We start from the raw sequence: 16,782 nt of genomic DNA, 5'->3' as shown, positions 1-16,782 counted from the left end.
CGCCATGAGCGTGGTCGTGGTCGACTACGGCTCCGGCAATCTCCGCTCGGCCGCTAAGGCGCTGGAGCGGGCGGCGCGTGAGCGCGGGCTGACCAGCCCCATCCTCGTAAGCGGCGAGGCCGAGGCCGTGCTGCAGGCCGAGCGCATCGTGCTGCCGGGCGTGGGCGCCTTTGCCGACTGCAAGGCGGGGCTGGCAGCGCTGCCGGGCATGATTGAGGCACTCAACGAAGCGGTGATCCGGCGTGGCCGGCCTTTCCTGGGCATCTGCGTGGGCATGCAGCTCATGGCCGAGCGCGGGCTGGAGCACGGCAAACATCCGGGCCTGGGCTGGATCGAAGGCCAGGTGGAGGCGCTGCAACCGGGTAACCCGGCGCTCAAAGTGCCGCACATGGGCTGGAACGAGCTGGAGCCGACCGACGCCGGCCTGCGCCATCCGGTTCTGGCCGGGCTCACCGCCGGCAGCCACGCCTATTTCGTCCACTCCTATCACTTCCGCCCGCGCTATCCGGAGCATCTCCTGGCGACGGTTGACTACGGCCAGGCGCTGGCTGCCGCCGTGGGGCGCGACAATCTCGTGGGCACCCAGTTCCACCCGGAAAAGAGCCAGGCGACGGGACTGCGCCTGCTCGGCAACTTTCTCGAATGGAGGCCGTAATGGACGGCCGGCAGCACGCCATCGAAACTCGGGTCGAGCCCCTGGAGCGCTTCCGCGGGCCCGATCTCCACGATCTCTGCGATGCGGCCGATGCTGCCATCGTCGACGGCGGCGGCTTCGGCTGGCTGGCGCCGCCACCGCGTGACGTGATGGAGAACTATTGGCGCGGCGTGCTGCTGATCCCCGAGCGCAAGCTCTTCGTCGGTCGCCTGGATGGGGTGATCGCCGGCTCGGCCCAGCTCGTGCTGCCCACCAACAACAACGAGGCCGGCCGCATGTCGGGCTCGCTCACCACCTTCTTCGTCGCCCCCTGGGCGCGCGGCTACGGCCTGGCGCTCAGTCTGGTACAGACGGTGGAGACTGCCGCGCGCGAGGCTGGTCTCAAGGTCCTGAACCTCGACGTGCGCGAAACCCAGCGCAGGGCCATTCAGATCTACGAACAGCTCGGTTACCATCGCTGGGGCACCCATCCGCGCTATGCGCTGGTGGAGGGGCGCTGGATGAAGGGCTTCTACTACCACAAGGACCTCGTGGCCGATTCCCTGGAAGCCGAAGCCCAGGAAAACAGCGCCGAGCAAGCAACGCAGGAGACGACGCCGTGATCCTCTTTCCGGCCATCGATCTCAAGGACGGGCAGGCCGTGCGCCTGCTGCGCGGCGACATGGCGCAGGCCACGGTTTTCAACCCCGACCCGGCCGACCAGGCCCGACGCTTTGCCGCGGCTGGCTTCGAATGGCTGCATCTGGTGGACCTGAACGGCGCCTTTGCCGGCAAGCCAGTCAATGCCGCAGCGGTGGAGGCCATCCTTGAGGCGGTGGCCATGCCGGTGCAGCTCGGCGGCGGCATCCGCGACCTCGCCACCATCGAACGCTGGCTGGAGCTGGGAGTGCGCCGCGTCATTCTCGGCACCGTGGCGCTGAAGGATCCCGATCTGGTGCAGGCCGCCTGCCGCGCCTTTCCGGAGCGCATTGCGGTGGGCATCGACGCGCGCGGCGGCAAGGTGGCCGTGGAGGGTTGGGCCGAGACCAGCGAAATCCAGGCGGTCGATCTGGCCCGGCGCTTCGAGGATGCCGGCGTGGCGGCCATCATTCACACCGACGTGGAGCGCGACGGCGCCATGGGCGGACCGAACCTGGACGCCACGCTGGAGATCGCCCGGGCCGTCTCGATCCCGCTCATCGTCTCCGGCGGCGTCAGCTCGCTGGCCGACCTGCTGGCGGTCAAGGGCGCGGGAGACAAGGGCGTGGTGGGCGCCATCATCGGCCGCGCGCTCTACGACGGGCGCATCGACCCGGCCGAGGCCCTGGTCCGCTGCCGGGAGGCGGCCTGATGCTCAAGGCCCGGATCATTCCCTGCCTCGACGTCAAGGATGGCCGGGTCGTCAAGGGCGTGAACTTCGTCGACCTGCGCGATGCCGGCGACCCGGTGGAGCAGGCCCGGGTCTATGACGCCGCCGGCGCCGACGAGCTCTGCTTCCTGGACATCACGGCCAGCCACGAGAACCGCGGCATCATCCTGGACGTGGTGCGCGCCACGGCAGAGCAGTGCTTCATGCCGCTGACCGTCGGCGGAGGCGTGCGCAGTGTCGAGGACATTCGCCGCCTGCTTCTGGCCGGGGCCGACAAGGTCTCCATGAACACCGCCGCCGTGAGCGACCCCGATCTGGTGCGGCGCGCCTCGGAGAAGTTCGGTGCCCAGTGCATCGTGGTGGCGCTGGATGCCAAGCGCGGCGCTGCCGGAAGCTTCGAGGTCTTCACCCACGGCGGGCGCAAGGCCACCGGCCTGGACGCCGTGGCCTGGGCGCAGCGCCTGGCCGAGCTCGGCGCCGGGGAGATCCTGCTGACATCCATGGACCGCGACGGCACCCGCGCCGGCTTCGATTTGGAGCTGACCCGGGCCGTGGCCGATGCCGTGCCGATTCCGGTCATCGCCTCGGGCGGCGTGGGAACCCTGCAGCATCTGGTGGAAGGCGTGCGCGACGGCCATGCCTCGGCGGTGCTCGCCGCCTCGATCTTCCACTTCGGCGACCATTCCGTCGCCGAGGCCAAGGCAGCGCTGGCCGCCGCCGGCGTGCCGGTGCGCCCGGCCGAGGAGGCACAGGAATGAGCGACAGCAAGCCCGAGACTCCCGCTGCCGGCGCGTCCGACTGGGACGCCCGCATCCTGGACGAACTCTATGCCCTGATCGAAAGCCGCCGCGACGCCGATCCGGGGTCGAGCTACACCGCCAAGCTCTTCGCCAAGGGCGAGGCCAAGATCGCGCAAAAGCTGGGCGAGGAGGCAGTCGAGACCGTCATCGAGGGCATCCGCAACGATCCCGAGGCCCTGGCGTCGGAGAGCGCCGACCTGCTCTACCACCTGCTGGTGCTCTGGGCTGCGCGCGGGGTCCGCCCCGAGCAGGTCTGGGAGAAGCTGTTGCAGCGCAAGGGCACCTCCGGCCTGGCAGAGAAGGCGGCGCGTAACATCACGGCTTGAGAGGAAGCGATGGCCTACGATCCCGACAATATCTTTGCCAAGATCCTGCGCGGCGAGTTGCCCTGCAAGAAGGTGCTGGAGAGCGAGCATTCCCTGGCCTTTCACGACATCAGACCCTTATCGCGCCACCACGTCCTGGTGATCCCCAAGGGTGCCTATGTCTCTTTCGACGACTTCAGTGCCCAGGCCACGCCGGACGAAATCGTCGACCTGATGCGCACCATCGGCGAAGTGGCGCGCATGCTGGGCGTCCAGGAGAGCGGCTACCGCCTGCTGTCCAACCACGGCGAAGACGCGCGCCAGGAGGTGCAGCACCTGCACTTCCATGTCTGCGGCGGCCAGGACCTCGGCGTCATGCTGCGGCTGCCCAAATGAGGTGAAAATGCGGGTTGCGGTGGAACGCACCGCAGCCCGCGACGCTTTCCCCCTCGATCGCCCTGCCGACACTCCACCCGGGCAGGGTCAACAAAGGGGAGACCACCATCATGGGACTCGAATTCGGCCTGCTGGGCCTCATCCTCCTCGTTCTCGTCATCTATGCCATCATCAAGACCGTGGGATCCTCAGCCTCCACCGGCACCAAGGTCATCTGGGTCGTCGTGCTGGTGGTCTTCCCGTTCGTGGGCTTCATCGCCTGGCTGATCTTTGGACCGCGTAGCTGACCGCCAGCCACATCCAAAACTGGGCTTTCGGGTTGTCAGACAGGGGACAGAACGGCATAGTCGCAGCGAATTTTCTGTGAACTCAGCAGGTTGCTAACACTCCGGCATCGCTCGCCGGGCACGGCTTCTGTCTTGCCTGCGGACTATGCTGCCCCTCCCCCCACCTTCACCTGAAAGCCGCGCTGAATGGAAGCCTTGGACCTGGGCACCCTGGCCCACTTCGTCATCATGCTCGTCATCGCCGGGGCTATTGCCGGGACCATGGCCGGCCTGCTGGGGGTGGGCGGTGGCATGATCATCGTGCCGGTGCTGCTCTACATGTTCACCCTGCTCGAGGTGGCAGAGGCCCATCGCATGCATCTGGCGGTCGGCACTTCACTTGCCACCATTGTGGTCACCTCGGTCATGTCGGTGCGCGCCCACCGCAAACGCGGCAGCATCGACTGGAACATCTTCAAGGCCTGGGCACCCTGGATCGTGCTGGGCGTAGTCGTCGGCTCGGTGATTGCCGCCTGGCTGGATGCCAGCGGACTGAAGATCGTCTTCGGCGGCATGGCTCTACTGGTTGCAGCCTACATGGCCTTCGTAAGGGAGGGTTATGTGCTGGCTCAAGAGCCGCCGCGCGGCGCGGCCAAGGCCGCCACCGCCTCGGTCATCGGGGGTCTATCGACCCTCATCGGTATCGGCGGCGGCACCTTCACCGTCCCGACCCTGGTGCTCTGTTCCATCAAACCGCTGATCGCCGTGGGCACCGCCTCGGCCATCGGCATCCTGATCGCCGTGCCCGGCAGCCTGGGCTTTATCCTCAGCGGACTCGACAAGACCGAGGGCATGCCTCCCTTCACCATCGGCTATGTCAACATCGCTGCCTTCCTGGCGCTGATCCCCATGACCAGCCTCTTCGCCCCGGTGGGCGCCAGAATCGCCCATGCCATCAGCAGCCGCTGGCTGCGCCGGGCCTTCGCTCTCTTCCTTTTGGTCAACGGGGTGAACATCTTGCTCTCCGCCTAGACACCTGAACCACTTTAGGTTCTGACTGAAAGCGCGACTCCGCTCTCCATCAAAGAAGTGGAGCCGAGTGGCTCTCGTAACCTTTTGCGCCGGATAGCTCTCCGAAAGGCGGCTCTCTTCCGTGGCCTTGGCAGCGGCGCGGGGATATGGCACAGCTGCCCGCAACGAAAGCGGGATGAGACGCGATCGGCAATACAAGAAAAGCGGTAAGTGGCAGCGGGGAAGATGAGCGACCTTGGGCGCAGAATGGGGCAAGCCGGGGGGATCAGGACCGAGCAGCAAAGGCTACTCCGGCTGCATCGCTACTGGCTGTCGATCTGCGGAAAGCGGCCCATGCCGACGCGAAAGGATATCGATCCGGCCGCGGTGTCCGACATCCTCAAGGATGTCATGGTGGTAGAGGCGCTGTCGCGCGACCCCGACGAAGCGCAAGCCGGTCGTCCCCTCTTCCGCTATCGCCTGATCGGCACAGGTGTGACCCAAGCGGCGGGCTATGATCTGACCGGCGCGACCTTCGACGACCTGCCCGACCCTGCCTTTCGCCGCTTCTGCCAGCGTCTCTTCGAAGGCGTGATGGCCGACGGAAAACCGCGCAGTGCGGCGGGCCGGCGTCTCATCGCCTGCGAACGCTGGGCCTTCGATTCCCTGGTTCTGCCGCTCAGCGACACGGGCGACTTGGTTACCGGTTTCCTGGCCGCTCTGGTCTATCCCCGAGAGTGGAACCACGGCTTGTGGCCCCGCCCCTCCTGGAACTGGCATCGCAACAACGCGTCGGAGACGGACCCGCCGGAATAGGCGCGGAAAGCGGCCCGCAGCGGCCGGCGCTTCACACCGCCGCCAGGCCCTCCGGCGGCTGCGTTGCCGGCTGATCCGGCGCCGCGCGGCGCTTGCCCGCCAGGTTCCAGGCCCGCTCATGCAGGAAATAGGCGAAAGTGTTGGCCAAGGGCTCCAGCATGGCCACACCCGTGGCGATGGGCAGCGAGCCGGTCAGCAGATAGACCACGCCGAACGCCACCGTGAAGTGAACGCCGGCATAGCTCAGGGTCTTGATCACATCGCGCTGCATTGACCGTCTCCGTACTTTGTATTGCGACTGATTTGCAATATAAGGTGCCGGGAGCGGCTTACAAGGACGAGACCGCGAATTTTCGAAAGGCCGTGCCGGGTCAGGCAGTCGGTCGATCCAGAGCATACCCGGCTGATCGCACCGTGCGGATCAGGTCCGGCAGACCCCCGTCATTCAGCGCCTTGCGCAGTCGCCGGATGTGCACATCCACGGTGCGCAGTTCCACATAGACATCGCGTCCCCAGACGGCGTCCAGGAGCTGCTCGCGGGAATAGACCCGTCCGGGCTGCTGCAACAGGTGGCGCAGCAGACGATACTCCGTGGGCCCCAGGTGCAGCGACTTGTTGCCGCGGCTCACCCGGTGGGCCGTCAGATCCATGGTGATATCCTCGAAGGACAGGGTCTCCGCGGTGGTCGCCGGGGCGCTGCGGCGCAGCACCGCACGGATGCGGGCCAAAAGCTCCGCCGGAGAGAAGGGCTTGGTGATGTAGTCGTCGGCCCCGCTCTCGAGACCGCGCACCTTGTCGGTTTCCTCGCCGCGCGCGGTGAGCAGGATAATCGGCGTGTCGCGGGTTTCCGGACCGCGGCGCAGTTGGCGACAGACCTGCAGACCACTGAGCAGCGGCAGCATCCAGTCGAGCAGGATCAGGTCCGGCTGTTCCTCCTTCGCCACCACCAGCGCCTCCTCGCCGTCGTGGGCTTCGACCAGGCGGTAGCCTTCCTTCTCCAGATTGTAGCGCAGCAGCGTGATCAGCGCCGCTTCGTCCTCGACCAGAAGAATCGTCGCGCTCATCTCTATCTCCCCTCCCCACCGGACCGCGGGCTTTCCGGCTCCACCACCGCATAGCTCGAGGTGTCGCCCTTGGGTCGGCCCCCTTCCAGACGATTGCCGGTCACCATGAAATGCACCACCTCGGCGATGTTGGTGGCGTGATCGCCCATACGCTCGATATTCTTGGCGATGAAGAGCAAATGGGTGGCCGGAGTGATATTGCGCGGATCCTCCATCATATAGGTCAGGGTGGCGCGGAACAGCCCGGTGTACATCTCGTCGATCTCGCGGTCGCGCTCCCAAACGTCCAGGGCGAGCCGCGCATCACGCTGCAGGTAGGCGTCCAGCACCTGCTTGATCCCAGCCTGAACCAGGCGCGCCATGCGCGCAATCGCCCCCAGGGTCTCCATCTGGCGGCTTTGAGCCAGGGCCGTGGAGCGCTTGGCCACGTTCTTGGCGTAGTCGCCGATGCGCTCCAGGTCAGCGGCGATTTTCAGCGCCGCCACGACGCTGCGCAGGTCGCCGGCCACCGGCTGACGCAGAGCCAGCATGCGCACGACCGCGGCATCGATTTCCTGCTCGAGTTCATCCAGCGCCCGGTCCCCGGCCACGATCCGCTGCGCCCGCTCCGCATCGCCCTTGACCAAGGCATCGACCGCCGCGGCGAGCTGGATTTCCGCCAGCCCGCCCATGCGCGCGATCAGGCCGTTGAGCGCCTGCAGCTCGTCATCATAGGCGCGAATGATGTGCTCCGATGAGCCCGTCATGCCTTCTCCTCCTCCAGCTCAGCCGAAGCGGCCGGTGATGTAGTCCTGAGTGCGCTGATCGCCAGGATTGGTGAAGATCGTCTCCGTGTCCCCGGTTTCCACCAGATTGCCCAGGTGGAAGAATGCCGTGCGCCGGCTCACGCGTGCCGCCTGCTGCATGTTGTGGGTGACGATGACGATGGTGTAGTTGCGCCGCAGTTCGTCGATCAGCTCCTCGATGTGCGCCGTGGCGATGGGGTCCAGGGCCGAGCAGGGTTCGTCCATCAGGATCACCTCGGGGCTGACGGCGATGGCCCGGGCGATGCACAGTCGCTGCTGCTGGCCTCCGGACAGCCCTGTGCCGGGTGCTGCCAGGCGATCCTTCACCTCTTCCCACAGACCGGCCCGGCGCAGGCTGGTCTCCACCACCTCGTCCAGTTCCGTGCGGTTGCGGGTCAGGCCGTGGATGCGTGGCCCATAGCACACATTGTCGTAGATCGACTTGGGGAAGGGATTGGGTTTCTGGAACACCATGCCGACGCGCGCCCGGATCTGCACCACGTCCAAAGCCGGATCGTAGACGTCGACCCCGTCCAAGGTCACGCTGCCGCTGACCCGACAGCCCTCGATGCTGTCGTTCATGCGGTTGAGACAGCGCAGGAAGGTGGACTTGCCGCAGCCCGAGGGGCCGATCAGGGCCAGCACCTCGTTGCGCCGGATGTCCACATCGATCCCGTGCAGGGCTTCGTTGTCGCCGTAGTGCACCCGCACCTGGCGCGCAGACATCTTGACGTCGGCCATGGGAGCCGTGGCGGTGGCCGGAGTGTTTGGGGCAGGACTGGCAGTCTGCATCAGGGCGTACTCTTCCTTGAACATGGGTTTACCACCGCCTCTCGAAGCGCCGGCGCAGGAACACGGCCAGCGCGTTCATCACGATCAGAAAGCCGAGCAGCACCATGATGGCCGCCGAGGTGCGCTCGACGAAACCGCGCTGCGGGCTGTCGGCCCACATGTAAACCTGGGTGGGCAGGGCGGTGGCCGGGCTGGTCATGGAGTCGCCGACGCTGGTGACGAAGGCATTCATCCCCACCATGAGCAGCGGCGCCGTCTCTCCCAGCGCTTGGGCCAGACCGATGATGGCGCCGGTGAGGATGCCGGGCATGGCCAGCGGCAGGACGTGGTGGAAAATGGTCTGAATGCGTGAAGCCCCGATGCCCAACGCCGCTTCGCGGATCGAAGGGGGAACGGCCTTCAAGCTGGCTCGGGTAGCAATGATGATGGTCGGCAGGGTCATCAACGCCAGCACCATGCCGCCAACCAGCGGCGCGGAACGGGGAAGCCCGAAGACCTGGATGAAGACTGCGAGCCCGAGCAGGCCGAAGACGATGGAAGGCACGGCGGCCAGATTGTTGATGTTGACCTCGATCAGGTCGGTGAGCCGGTTCTTCGGCGCGAACTCCTCCAGGTAGATCGCCGCGCCGATGCCCAGCGGGAAGGACAGCACGAAGGTCACGATCATCAGATAGAGCGACCCTTGGAGTGCCCCAGCCAGGCCGGCCAGTTCCGGCTCGCGGCTGTCGGCCCGGGTGAAGAGCCCCCAGTTGAAGGGTGCGGAAATGCGGTCCTGTGCCTCGAGCTCGCGGAACCAACCGATCTGTTCGTCGCTCACCGGCAAGCGGCGGCCAGATTCCAGATCGAACACACCCTTGTTCAACTGGTCGACGCTGCCGCTGACCAGCAGCTGCAGTTCCAGGGTGGTGCCGACCAACTCAGGGTCGTTTTGGATGCGCCGGCGCAGTTCCAACCCAGCCCCTTGAGACAACATGCCGCGCAAGGCCCGGCGCTCGGCCGAGGCCTCCACCGCCGGAAAGAGGCCATAGAGCGCGTTCTCGGCCAGGCTCTGGTAGTCGGCCCGGGCCAGGTCACGCGGGTCTGCGGTGCCGCGCGGGTCGATCACCTCGGGGTCTAGATAGACCTCCAGGCTCACGTGCGTCTGGATGAAGGCACGATAGCCTTGGCTGACGATGGTGGTCAGCAGGAAGGCGAGCATCGCCAGGCCAAAGAGCACGGCGAAAAGGCCCAGGGCTTTGAAGCGCCGTTCGGCTGCATAGCGCCGCCGCAGGCGCCGCTGCGCCGCCGGCGTCGTGTGCAGCGAGGTGCCAGCGCCTGTGATCTGCAAGCTGTCAGTCATAGATTTCCCGATAGCGCTTGACGATGCCAAGAGCGATGACGTTGAGGCAGAGGGTCACGCAGAAGAGCAGCAATCCGAGCGCAAAGGCCGAAAGCGTCTTGGCGCTGTCGAACTCCGTATCGCCGGTAAGGTTGGAGACGATCTGGACCGTCACGGTGGTCACGGCCTCGAAGGGGTTCACCGTCAGGTTGGCCGCCAGGCCCGCCGCCATGACCACGATCATGGTCTCGCCGATGGCGCGCGACAGCGCGAGCAGCACCGCGCCAACGATCCCTGGCAGGGCCGCCGGCAGCACCACCTGACGCACGGTTTCCGACCGGGTCGCCCCTAGTCCCGCCGCGCCATCGCGCAGGGACTGCGGCACGGCGTTGATCACATCGTCGGACAGCGAAGAGACGAAGGGAATGAGCATCAAACCCATCACCAGGCCCGCGGCCAGCGCGCTGTTCGCGGCAACGCTCAGTCCCAGGGTCACGCCCGCCTCGCGCACCAGGGGGGCGATGGTCAGGATGGCGAAGAAGCCGTAGACCACCGTGGGTATGCCGGCCAGGATCTCCAGCACCGGCTTGACCCAGCTCCGCACCCGCGGCGTGGCATACTCCGCCAGGTAGACCGCGCTCATCAGGCCGACAGGCACGGCCACGAGCATGGCGATCAGGGAGATGAAGAGCGTGCCCCAGACCACCGGCAGGGCGCCAAAGGCCCCGGAGGAGCCCACCTGGTCCTCGCGGATCGCCGTTTGCGGGCTCCATTGCAGGCCGAAAAGGAAGTCGAGCGGACTGTAGCGCGCGAAGAAGCGCAGCGCCTCGAAGATCAGCGACAGCACGATGCCGAGCGTCGTCAGGATCGCCAGCGCCGAGCAGAGCGCCATGGCCAGGCGCAGCGTGCGCTCCACGCCATTGCGGGTGCGCAGGTCCGGCGCCAGGCGGCGCAGTGCCCAGGCCAACGCTGCCAGTGCACCGGCGATCAGCGCCGCTGAAACGATCCAAGCGCTGAAGCTGCGCAGCTCCACTAGGCGCTCGGCTGCGGCCGCCACGAAGGGTTCGGGTGTGCCGAAGCCGATCCCGGCAGCCTCGTTGCGGATCTGCGCCAGCAGAAGCGCGCGTTCGCTGTTGGTGAGCGTGGCGGTCTGGGCATCGGGCAGTCCGGCCAGCACCAACGCCTCCACGATGCGATCGCCCGCCACCCCCCAAGCCAGGAGCAACACGAAGGCAGGAATGCCCGCCCAGAGCGCCACGTAGAAACCGTGATAGCTCGGCAGGCTGTGCAGCCGTCCACTGCCTCGCGCCACCAGGTTGGCGGCACGGCTGCGCCCGACCCAGTAGCCGGCGGCCGAGAGCAGCAGCAAGACGCCCAGGGTCAGGGAGAAGGACATGGCAGCGATTGGGTCATCGAAGTGTAACACCAGAAATGGAGAAGCGGCGGCGCACCGAAGCGCGCCGCCAGGAGGGGAACTTGATTACTCGGAGGGGCTGAAGGTCGCGCCGCTTTCGGCTGCCTCGCGCACTTCGGCACGACGCTCTTCCGGCATGGCGATCAGGCCGATATCGGTCATGTAGCCGTCCGGCCCGAAGGCGCGGTCGTCGGTGAGCTCCGCAATGAACTCTTCGAGGCCAGGAATGGCACTGCGATGGGCATTCTTGGCATAGACGAAGATCGGGCGGGACACGGGGTAGGAGAAGTCCGCAATGGTCTCTTCGCTGGGCTCCACGCCGTCGATGGCCGCCGGCTGGATCGAGTCCGCATTCTCGGCCAGGAAGCTGTATCCGAAGATGCCGTAGTTGTCGGGCTCGGAGACCAGACGCTGCACGATCAGGTTGTCGTTCTCGCCGGCTTCCACGAAGTGCCCGTCCTCGCGCATGCGCTGGCACACCTCGGCGTGGCGGTCTTCGTCACTCTCGGCCAGGTCTGCGATGGCCGGGAAGGTGTCACATCCCTCTTCCATCACCAGCTCGATCCAGGCATCACGGGTGCCCGAGGTCGGCGGTGGGCCCAGAACGGTGATCTCCACATCCGGCAGGTCGGCGTCGATGTCGGACCAGCGCTCGTGCGGGTTCGCGACGATCTCGCCGTCCACCTCGACTTCGGCGGCAAGCGCCTGGAAGAGCTGCGCGCGGGTGACATCCATCGGCTGGCCATCGAGAGAGACCGCAAGAGTGATGCCGTCGAAGCCGAGCTGGATCTCGGTCACGTCATCGACGCCATTGGCCTGGCAGTTCTCCCACTCGGAGGCCTTCATGGCGCGCGAGGCACCGGTGATGTCGGGATAATCGACGCCGACGCCGCCACAGAACAGCCGCATGCCGCCGCCGGTGCCAGTGGATTCGACCACGGGGGCGGGAAATTCGCCGATCCGGCCGAACTGCTCGGCCGCCAGGCTGGAGAAGGGGAACACGGTGGAGGAGCCCACCACCCGGATCTGATCGCGTGCCTGCGCAAGCGCATCGCCAGCCATCAGTCCCATGGCAGCGACCGCCGCCGTTGCAAGCATGACATTCTTCATCGGACTTTGCCTCCTCTTGGCACTGCCGCAGCAACTCGATCTCCAGACCCACGTGAGCCTGGTGACGTTGCGCGGATGGCCGAGACCTACCCGCTGACGAAGTCCAGCTTATTGCGTTTGTGTTAAGGTTTTTTGACGCGCGTCACTTTTGTCTTCCCCGTGCATTTCCGCCGCCGGCGCCAGCGGCAGATAGACGGTGAAGACCGAACCCTCACCCGAAATGCTTTCGATCCGTAACAATCCGCGGTGCCGATTGACGATGTGCTTGACGATGGCCAGTCCCAGACCTGTGCCCCCCAGCTTGCGCGAGCGCGCCGTATCGACACGATAAAAGCGCTCGGTCAGGCGCGAGAGGTGCTCGCGCGGAATGCCCTCACCCTCGTCGTGCACCGCCACGGCCAGGCAGGGGACGCCAAGGCGCCGTGCGAAGGCATCCTCCTCTGCATCGCCCAGGCGCCCGAGGACACGAACCACGCTACCGTCCCGGCCGTACTTGATGGCGTTGTCGATCAGGTTCTGGAAGACCTGGGTCAGCTCGTCTTCCTCGCCCAGCACCGCGGGACAGCCGGCAAGGTCGAGGTCCAGGCGCATGCCCCGGTCCTTCGCGCGCAAGGCCAGCCCGCGGGCCACGGCATCCAGCGTGCGCGCAAGATCAACCCGGCCGCTCGGCGGGCTGTGCTCACGCAGTTCGATGCGCGACAGGCTGAGCAGGTCTTCCACCAGGCGGGTCATGCGCTGAGCCTGTTCGTGCATGATCGGCAGAAAGCTCTGCAGCGCCGCCGGATCGTCGCGCGCCGGCCCGCGCAAAGTCTCAACGAACCCGAGCAGGCTGGCCAGTGGCGTGCGCAGCTCGTGGCTGGCGTTGGCGACGAAGTCCGCGCGCATCCTCTCTGCCCGGTGGATGGCGGTCAGGTCATGCAAGGCAACCACCGCCGCAGGCCCCTCCACAGCCGGCATCTCCAGCCCCACGACATGAGCAATGAGGTGCTGCTCGACCGGTCCCGGCAGGTCAAAATCAACAGCCTCCGCTCGCTGGCCGGCCAGCGCCTGGTCCACTGCGCTCAGAAGGTCAGGCTGGCGCAGCACCGACACCAGGTCGCGCCCCGCCAGCTCCCCGCCCAACAGGGCCTCGGCCGCCGGGTTGGCGCGCAGGATGCGCCGCTTGCCATCCAGCAGCAGCAACGGGTCGGGAAGGTTTGAAAGAATGGCTTCGTTGGCAGCCATCGCGCTTTCCACCGCCTGCTGCTGGCGCTCACGCTCGCGTGCGGTCTGCTTGAGCGCGACATCGAGCCCGGGGGTCAGAAGGGTGGCGCCGCCCTCCCAGTGCTGCACCATGCCAATGGCCGCGCCGCCACCGCGCCGCAGCTTGCCGAGATAGGCCAAGATGGTTCTCAGGTGGTGAAAGTGGCCGATCAACAGCGGCAACTGAATTGCCGCAATCAACAGCACCGCCAGAATAGCCCAGGACCAGGCCAGGAAGCCGGCCGCCACCAGCCCGGCCAGCACCACCAGAACCGGCGCACAGAGCGCGAGCAGGGCAAGAACAACATGACGCAGCATTCCGGCAAGTTCCCATCGACGGCAGAAAAACGCCCCCGGTCCTCTGTCGGCCAGCGGCGTCTTTGCCTCTACCAGTGAAAGATGACAGGGGGAAGACAGGCGCCGGAAAGGCCGCCTTGCCCCACGGCTGCCGCCCGCCCATGATTGCACAAGCAAACGAAAAAGGGGGAGGCAGTCATGACGCTTTTCTTACACACAGCCGCAACGCGACCTGCCCGAACTGCAAGAAGTGTGACAGCCAGAACGGTAATGACGGCCGGACTGGCCCTGCTGCTGGTCGGCTGCGCCGGTGATGGCCTGCGCGACCGTGATGCCCCGAAGCCCGGAAAAATCACCATCGCGGTGCCGGGTGCAGCCAGCGTCGATTCCCGGAAATTGCGTTATGACTGCGAGGGCGAAGCGGTGGAGGCAGAGTACATCAACGCCGGCGACATCTCGCTGGTCACCCTGGCGCTGGACGAGGGCTTCGTGATTGCCGCCAACGTCCTTTCCGGCTCCGGCGCCCGCTACGCCGGCGGCCCCTACATCTGGTGGGTGAAGGGCGAGGAGGCCTCGCTGCAGAACCTCATGCGCGATTCGGAAAATGAATCAACCAGCTGTCGGGTGCAGTCCTAAACGGGTTTCGCGCCACGTCAGCCCTGTCGCGCCAGGTCGAGAACAGGCCCATCGAGCAGGCTTACGAGGTCGCCAAAGTAACCTTCAGAGTTTGCAGGGCGGGTGGGATCCGACGTGATCGCGACGGCGAGATCGGCGTCGGGATGGGCGGCGATGACCTGACCACCGAAACCGCGTGCCAAGATATAGCCGGTTTCGGTGATGAACCAACCATACTCATAGTCCATGCCGGAATAGGGTGAGCGCGCCCGTGGAACAACAGAGGCCTCGATCCAGTCGGTTGGAACGATCTGATCGCCGTCGTAGCGGCCCCCGTCGCGCATCATGAGCGCAATCGCAAGCATGGCGCGCGGGGTCAGCGCCATCTCGTTGCCGCCCAGATAGAAACCTTGCGGATCCCGCGACCAGGGCGGAATCTCAAATCCCATCGGGCGGCCCAAGCGGTCGCGCGCAAGATCGAGAAGCGTCTCGCCCGAAGCCTGGGTCAGCGCAGCACCCAAGACATGCGTCGAGCCGGTCGAATAGATCATACGGCTGCCCGGCTCCGCGACAATGGGCCGGGTCAGCACATCCGATACCCAATTCGCAGAGGCTATCCACCCGCCGTAGTTTCCGCCCGAGGTCGCCTCCAGGCCTGCTGTGAGCGACACCAGATGTTCCATTGTAATCTCCGACACGCCGTCAGTCGCATCCTGCGGCACGAGATCGGGCGCGACATCGACAAGGCGCGCGTCAACCGAAGGAATCTCGTTGCGCGCGATGCAGGTGCCGAGAATCAAGGCAACGATGCTTTTGGAGCACGACTTGATGTTAGCGACCCGGTCCAGTCCGGGTCCGCGCGGGGCTTGAGCCAGAAGAACCTCGTTGCCGCGCTGAATCTGGATTGAGTACAACTGATCCAGTGGTGCAATGGCCTCCTCGACCCCAGCGCCGGTTTGGCTGCGCGCCGGCATGGTGATTGGCGGGGCGAGACCGGCGACGAGGAAGCCATTGAAGAGACGACGGGTGATCATCCGACTTACCCCTAAGACGTCCCTAAAGCTGTCCTTCACGGGCTGCGGCGGTGCTCCAAAAGCATCTCCAAACCGCCCTTGGGCCGCAGCGTCAGACGGCAGACCGGCTTCACCTCTGCGCCAGGCTTGAGCCGGAAGCGGAAGCGGCGATAGAGGCTGGCCAGCAGCAGGGTCGCCTCGGCCATGGCGAAGGAGGCGCCGAGACAGGTGCGCGGTCCCGCGCCGAAGGGCAGGAAGGAGAAGGGCGTGCGCCGCTCCCCATCATCCAGGAAGCGCTCCGGCCAGAAAGCGTGAGGATCGCTCCAATAGCGCTCGTGCCGGTGCAGCAGCCAGGTGGGCACCAGCATCAGCGACTGCGCCGGAATCTTACGCCGGCGGATGTGATCCTCCTGCTTCGCTTCGCGCGGCAGCAGCGCCACCGGCGGATAGAGTCGCAGCGTTTCCTGCACCACCGCCGCCGTGTAGCGCAGCCGCGGCAGGTCATCGTAGCTCGGCGCTCGGGCGGTTTCCGGCGGTCCAAGGGTCTCGTCCAGCTCCGCCGTCAAGCGCGCCTCGACCTCCGGTGCCTGTGACAGGAGAAAGAAAGTCCAGGACAGCGCTGAGGCCGAGGTCTCGTGTCCCGCCAGCAACATGACCGCCGCCTCTTCGCGCTTCTGCTCGTGGGTCAGCGGCGCATCGCGTTGCGGATCGCGCCCCTCTTCCAGAAGATCAACGAAATCGCTGCGCTCGACCGAACGGCGCGCACGCTCCTCCAACAGGCCGTCCAGCAAGCGATGAATGCGCTTGGCCGCGCTCCGGGACCGAAAGGCCGGCGGGCGCATCGCGGCCGGCAGGCGCAGCAGGAAGCCGATGTCGAAGGGCGCTGCGTGCTCCTGGTAGTCGGCGAAAGCCTTGCCCAGGTCGAAGGCCCGGTCGAGACCCAGCGGCACGGAGAAAAGCGCCCGGCAGACCACCTCGGCAGTGGCCGCGGTCATGGCGTCGGAAACGCTGACCGGCGTGCCCTCCGGCAGGTCCTTCCAGCGCTTCACCAGCGCCTCGGCCACCGGTGGCACCTCTTCCATCATTCGCCCCACCTGCACGGAGGTGAAGGCGGGCTTCGCAAGGTCCCGGCGCCAGCGCCAGTTGGCGCCGTTGGTGATGAACATGCCGTCCCCCACCAGCTCGCGCAGCGCCCGCTCCATCAGGTCACTCTTGGGATAGTTCTGCGCGTTGGTGACCAGAACATGGCGCACCGCATCCGGCGAAAGCGCCACGAAGACCCAACGCCGCAGCACGGAGAGACCGCGGAACTTTCCGCTGTAGCCCCACTCAGGCCAGATGGAGATAAGGTCGAGTTCCCCCCTAGCCAGGCGATGGGCCTCAGCCAGATAGCCGCTGATTTCGTGCGGTTCGACCAGCGGCGCCGGGCGCGGCGGCTCGAATCGCGCCCGCGGGGGCGCCACCGCACCGCCAGACTCCGGAACCGCCGAGAAGGGACAGGCCTCAGCCAATGGGATTTTTGCTCCCCGGCACGC

20 protein-coding genes are annotated in these 16,782 nt (G+C 66.3%); 10 read left to right on the top strand and 10 right to left on the bottom strand.

Annotation, left to right across the window (positions count from 1 at the left end; translation table 11 throughout):
- Positions 1-4 precede the first annotated feature (4 nt).
- The 9 genes from hisH to P2G67_RS06895 all read left to right on the top strand — a co-directional run bounded on the left by hisH (position 5) and on the right by P2G67_RS06895 (position 5,597).
- Positions 5-655 carry an imidazole glycerol phosphate synthase subunit HisH gene (gene hisH, locus P2G67_RS06935; protein WP_275821387.1) on the top strand — a complete coding sequence of 217 codons (651 nt, stop codon included), beginning with the start codon at positions 5-7 and terminating at the stop codon, positions 653-655.
- Positions 655-1,257: a GNAT family N-acetyltransferase gene (locus P2G67_RS06930; protein ID WP_275821386.1), complete on the top strand. Its 603-nt coding sequence runs from the start codon at positions 655-657 to the stop codon at positions 1,255-1,257. Before hisH ends, P2G67_RS06930 begins: the two co-directional genes overlap by 1 nt.
- Complete coding sequence (gene hisA, locus P2G67_RS06925) at positions 1,254-1,985, top strand: 1-(5-phosphoribosyl)-5-[(5-phosphoribosylamino)methylideneamino]imidazole-4-carboxamide isomerase (protein WP_275821385.1); 732 nt, start codon at positions 1,254-1,256, stop codon at positions 1,983-1,985. Before P2G67_RS06930 ends, hisA begins: the two co-directional genes overlap by 4 nt.
- The gene (hisF, locus tag P2G67_RS06920; RefSeq protein ID WP_275821383.1) at positions 1,985-2,761 is read left to right on the top strand and encodes an imidazole glycerol phosphate synthase subunit HisF; all 777 of its coding nucleotides are present in this window, start codon (positions 1,985-1,987) and stop codon (positions 2,759-2,761) included. The genes hisA and hisF overlap by 1 nt, the downstream gene beginning before the upstream one ends.
- The gene (locus P2G67_RS06915) at positions 2,758-3,129 is read left to right on the top strand and encodes a phosphoribosyl-ATP diphosphatase (protein ID WP_275821381.1); all 372 of its coding nucleotides are present in this window, start codon (positions 2,758-2,760) and stop codon (positions 3,127-3,129) included. The genes hisF and P2G67_RS06915 overlap by 4 nt, the downstream gene beginning before the upstream one ends.
- Before the next feature lie 9 nt (positions 3,130-3,138).
- Positions 3,139-3,504: a histidine triad nucleotide-binding protein gene (locus tag P2G67_RS06910; protein WP_275821379.1), complete on the top strand. Its 366-nt coding sequence runs from the start codon at positions 3,139-3,141 to the stop codon at positions 3,502-3,504.
- A 110-nt stretch (positions 3,505-3,614) separates the two neighbouring features.
- Positions 3,615-3,791: a PLDc N-terminal domain-containing protein gene (locus tag P2G67_RS06905; protein ID WP_275821377.1), complete on the top strand. Its 177-nt coding sequence runs from the start codon at positions 3,615-3,617 to the stop codon at positions 3,789-3,791.
- Positions 3,792-3,977: 186 nt separating this feature from the next.
- Positions 3,978-4,802, top strand: a complete 825-nt coding sequence (locus P2G67_RS06900; RefSeq protein WP_275821375.1) for a sulfite exporter TauE/SafE family protein — start codon at positions 3,978-3,980, stop codon at positions 4,800-4,802.
- A 225-nt stretch (positions 4,803-5,027) separates the two neighbouring features.
- Positions 5,028-5,597 (top strand): PAS domain-containing protein, encoded by a 570-nt coding sequence (locus P2G67_RS06895; protein ID WP_322099654.1) that lies wholly within the window; start codon positions 5,028-5,030, stop codon positions 5,595-5,597.
- A 31-nt stretch (positions 5,598-5,628) separates the two neighbouring features.
- Here P2G67_RS06895 and P2G67_RS06890 read toward each other — a convergent pair whose 3' ends face one another.
- The 8 genes from P2G67_RS06890 to P2G67_RS06855 all read right to left on the bottom strand — a co-directional run bounded on the left by P2G67_RS06890 (position 5,629) and on the right by P2G67_RS06855 (position 13,640).
- Entirely contained in the window at positions 5,629-5,868 is a 240-nt protein-coding gene (locus tag P2G67_RS06890; RefSeq protein ID WP_275821373.1) for a DUF2061 domain-containing protein, read from the bottom strand.
- Between the two features lie 100 nt (positions 5,869-5,968).
- Positions 5,969-6,661 carry a phosphate regulon transcriptional regulator PhoB gene (phoB, locus tag P2G67_RS06885; protein ID WP_275821371.1) on the bottom strand — a complete coding sequence of 231 codons (693 nt, stop codon included), beginning with the start codon at positions 6,659-6,661 and terminating at the stop codon, positions 5,969-5,971.
- 2 nt (positions 6,662-6,663) lie between these two features.
- Positions 6,664-7,407 carry a phosphate signaling complex protein PhoU gene (phoU, locus tag P2G67_RS06880; RefSeq protein ID WP_275821369.1) on the bottom strand — a complete coding sequence of 248 codons (744 nt, stop codon included), beginning with the start codon at positions 7,405-7,407 and terminating at the stop codon, positions 6,664-6,666.
- Between the two features lie 18 nt (positions 7,408-7,425).
- Positions 7,426-8,187, bottom strand: coding sequence for a phosphate ABC transporter ATP-binding protein PstB (gene pstB, locus P2G67_RS06875; RefSeq protein WP_275821479.1), 762 nt, complete (start codon positions 8,185-8,187; stop codon positions 7,426-7,428).
- 79 nt (positions 8,188-8,266) lie between these two features.
- Positions 8,267-9,577: a phosphate ABC transporter permease PstA gene (gene pstA, locus P2G67_RS06870; RefSeq protein WP_275821367.1), complete on the bottom strand. Its 1,311-nt coding sequence runs from the start codon at positions 9,575-9,577 to the stop codon at positions 8,267-8,269.
- Positions 9,570-10,952: a phosphate ABC transporter permease subunit PstC gene (pstC, locus tag P2G67_RS06865; protein ID WP_275821365.1), complete on the bottom strand. Its 1,383-nt coding sequence runs from the start codon at positions 10,950-10,952 to the stop codon at positions 9,570-9,572. Before pstC ends, pstA begins: the two co-directional genes overlap by 8 nt.
- 84 nt (positions 10,953-11,036) lie before the next feature.
- A complete protein-coding gene (locus P2G67_RS06860) occupies positions 11,037-12,080 on the bottom strand; it encodes a substrate-binding domain-containing protein (protein WP_275821363.1) in 1,044 nt (347 codons plus the stop codon).
- Positions 12,081-12,188: 108 nt separating this feature from the next.
- Positions 12,189-13,640: an ATP-binding protein gene (locus P2G67_RS06855; protein ID WP_275821361.1), complete on the bottom strand. Its 1,452-nt coding sequence runs from the start codon at positions 13,638-13,640 to the stop codon at positions 12,189-12,191.
- A gap of 249 nt (positions 13,641-13,889) precedes the next feature.
- Here P2G67_RS06855 and P2G67_RS06850 point away from each other — a divergent pair, with 249 nt between their 5' ends.
- Positions 13,890-14,255, top strand: coding sequence for an MliC family protein (locus P2G67_RS06850; protein WP_275821359.1), 366 nt, complete (start codon positions 13,890-13,892; stop codon positions 14,253-14,255).
- A 17-nt stretch (positions 14,256-14,272) separates the two neighbouring features.
- On the opposite strand, the gene P2G67_RS06845 is transcribed toward P2G67_RS06850, so the two are convergent.
- Positions 14,273-15,307 carry a serine hydrolase domain-containing protein gene (locus tag P2G67_RS06845; protein WP_275821357.1) on the bottom strand — a complete coding sequence of 345 codons (1,035 nt, stop codon included), beginning with the start codon at positions 15,305-15,307 and terminating at the stop codon, positions 14,273-14,275.
- Positions 15,304-16,758, bottom strand: coding sequence for a cytochrome P450 (locus tag P2G67_RS06840; protein ID WP_275821355.1), 1,455 nt, complete (start codon positions 16,756-16,758; stop codon positions 15,304-15,306). The genes P2G67_RS06845 and P2G67_RS06840 overlap by 4 nt, the downstream gene beginning before the upstream one ends.
- Between the last annotated feature and the right edge of the window lie 24 nt (positions 16,759-16,782).

The organism is Aquibaculum arenosum (genome assembly GCF_029222965.1).
GTDB lineage: Bacteria > Pseudomonadota > Alphaproteobacteria > Kiloniellales > DSM-21159 > Aquibaculum > Aquibaculum arenosum.
Note: the sequence above shows the minus strand (reverse complement) of the source record. Positions and strands in the feature narration are given on the sequence as shown.

Coding starts and splice junctions, on each gene's coding strand:
- P2G67_RS06890 (WP_275821373.1), bottom strand. CDS start 5,868: ATGCAGCGCGATGTGATCAAGACCCTGAGCTATGCCGGCGTTCACTTC.
- P2G67_RS06915 (WP_275821381.1), top strand. CDS start 2,758: ATGAGCGACAGCAAGCCCGAGACTCCCGCTGCCGGCGCGTCCGACTGG.
- P2G67_RS06895 (WP_322099654.1), top strand. CDS start 5,028: ATGAGCGACCTTGGGCGCAGAATGGGGCAAGCCGGGGGGATCAGGACC.
- pstC (WP_275821365.1), bottom strand. CDS start 10,952: ATGTCCTTCTCCCTGACCCTGGGCGTCTTGCTGCTGCTCTCGGCCGCC.
- pstA (WP_275821367.1), bottom strand. CDS start 9,577: ATGACTGACAGCTTGCAGATCACAGGCGCTGGCACCTCGCTGCACACG.
- P2G67_RS06850 (WP_275821359.1), top strand. CDS start 13,890: ATGACGGCCGGACTGGCCCTGCTGCTGGTCGGCTGCGCCGGTGATGGC.
- P2G67_RS06910 (WP_275821379.1), top strand. CDS start 3,139: ATGGCCTACGATCCCGACAATATCTTTGCCAAGATCCTGCGCGGCGAG.
- phoU (WP_275821369.1), bottom strand. CDS start 7,407: ATGACGGGCTCATCGGAGCACATCATTCGCGCCTATGATGACGAGCTG.
- hisF (WP_275821383.1), top strand. CDS start 1,985: ATGCTCAAGGCCCGGATCATTCCCTGCCTCGACGTCAAGGATGGCCGG.
- P2G67_RS06900 (WP_275821375.1), top strand. CDS start 3,978: ATGGAAGCCTTGGACCTGGGCACCCTGGCCCACTTCGTCATCATGCTC.
- hisH (WP_275821387.1), top strand. CDS start 5: ATGAGCGTGGTCGTGGTCGACTACGGCTCCGGCAATCTCCGCTCGGCC.
- P2G67_RS06860 (WP_275821363.1), bottom strand. CDS start 12,080: ATGAAGAATGTCATGCTTGCAACGGCGGCGGTCGCTGCCATGGGACTG.
- P2G67_RS06905 (WP_275821377.1), top strand. CDS start 3,615: ATGGGACTCGAATTCGGCCTGCTGGGCCTCATCCTCCTCGTTCTCGTC.
- pstB (WP_275821479.1), bottom strand. CDS start 8,187: ATGGCCGACGTCAAGATGTCTGCGCGCCAGGTGCGGGTGCACTACGGC.
- phoB (WP_275821371.1), bottom strand. CDS start 6,661: ATGAGCGCGACGATTCTTCTGGTCGAGGACGAAGCGGCGCTGATCACG.
- P2G67_RS06855 (WP_275821361.1), bottom strand. CDS start 13,640: ATGCTGCGTCATGTTGTTCTTGCCCTGCTCGCGCTCTGTGCGCCGGTT.
- P2G67_RS06930 (WP_275821386.1), top strand. CDS start 655: ATGGACGGCCGGCAGCACGCCATCGAAACTCGGGTCGAGCCCCTGGAG.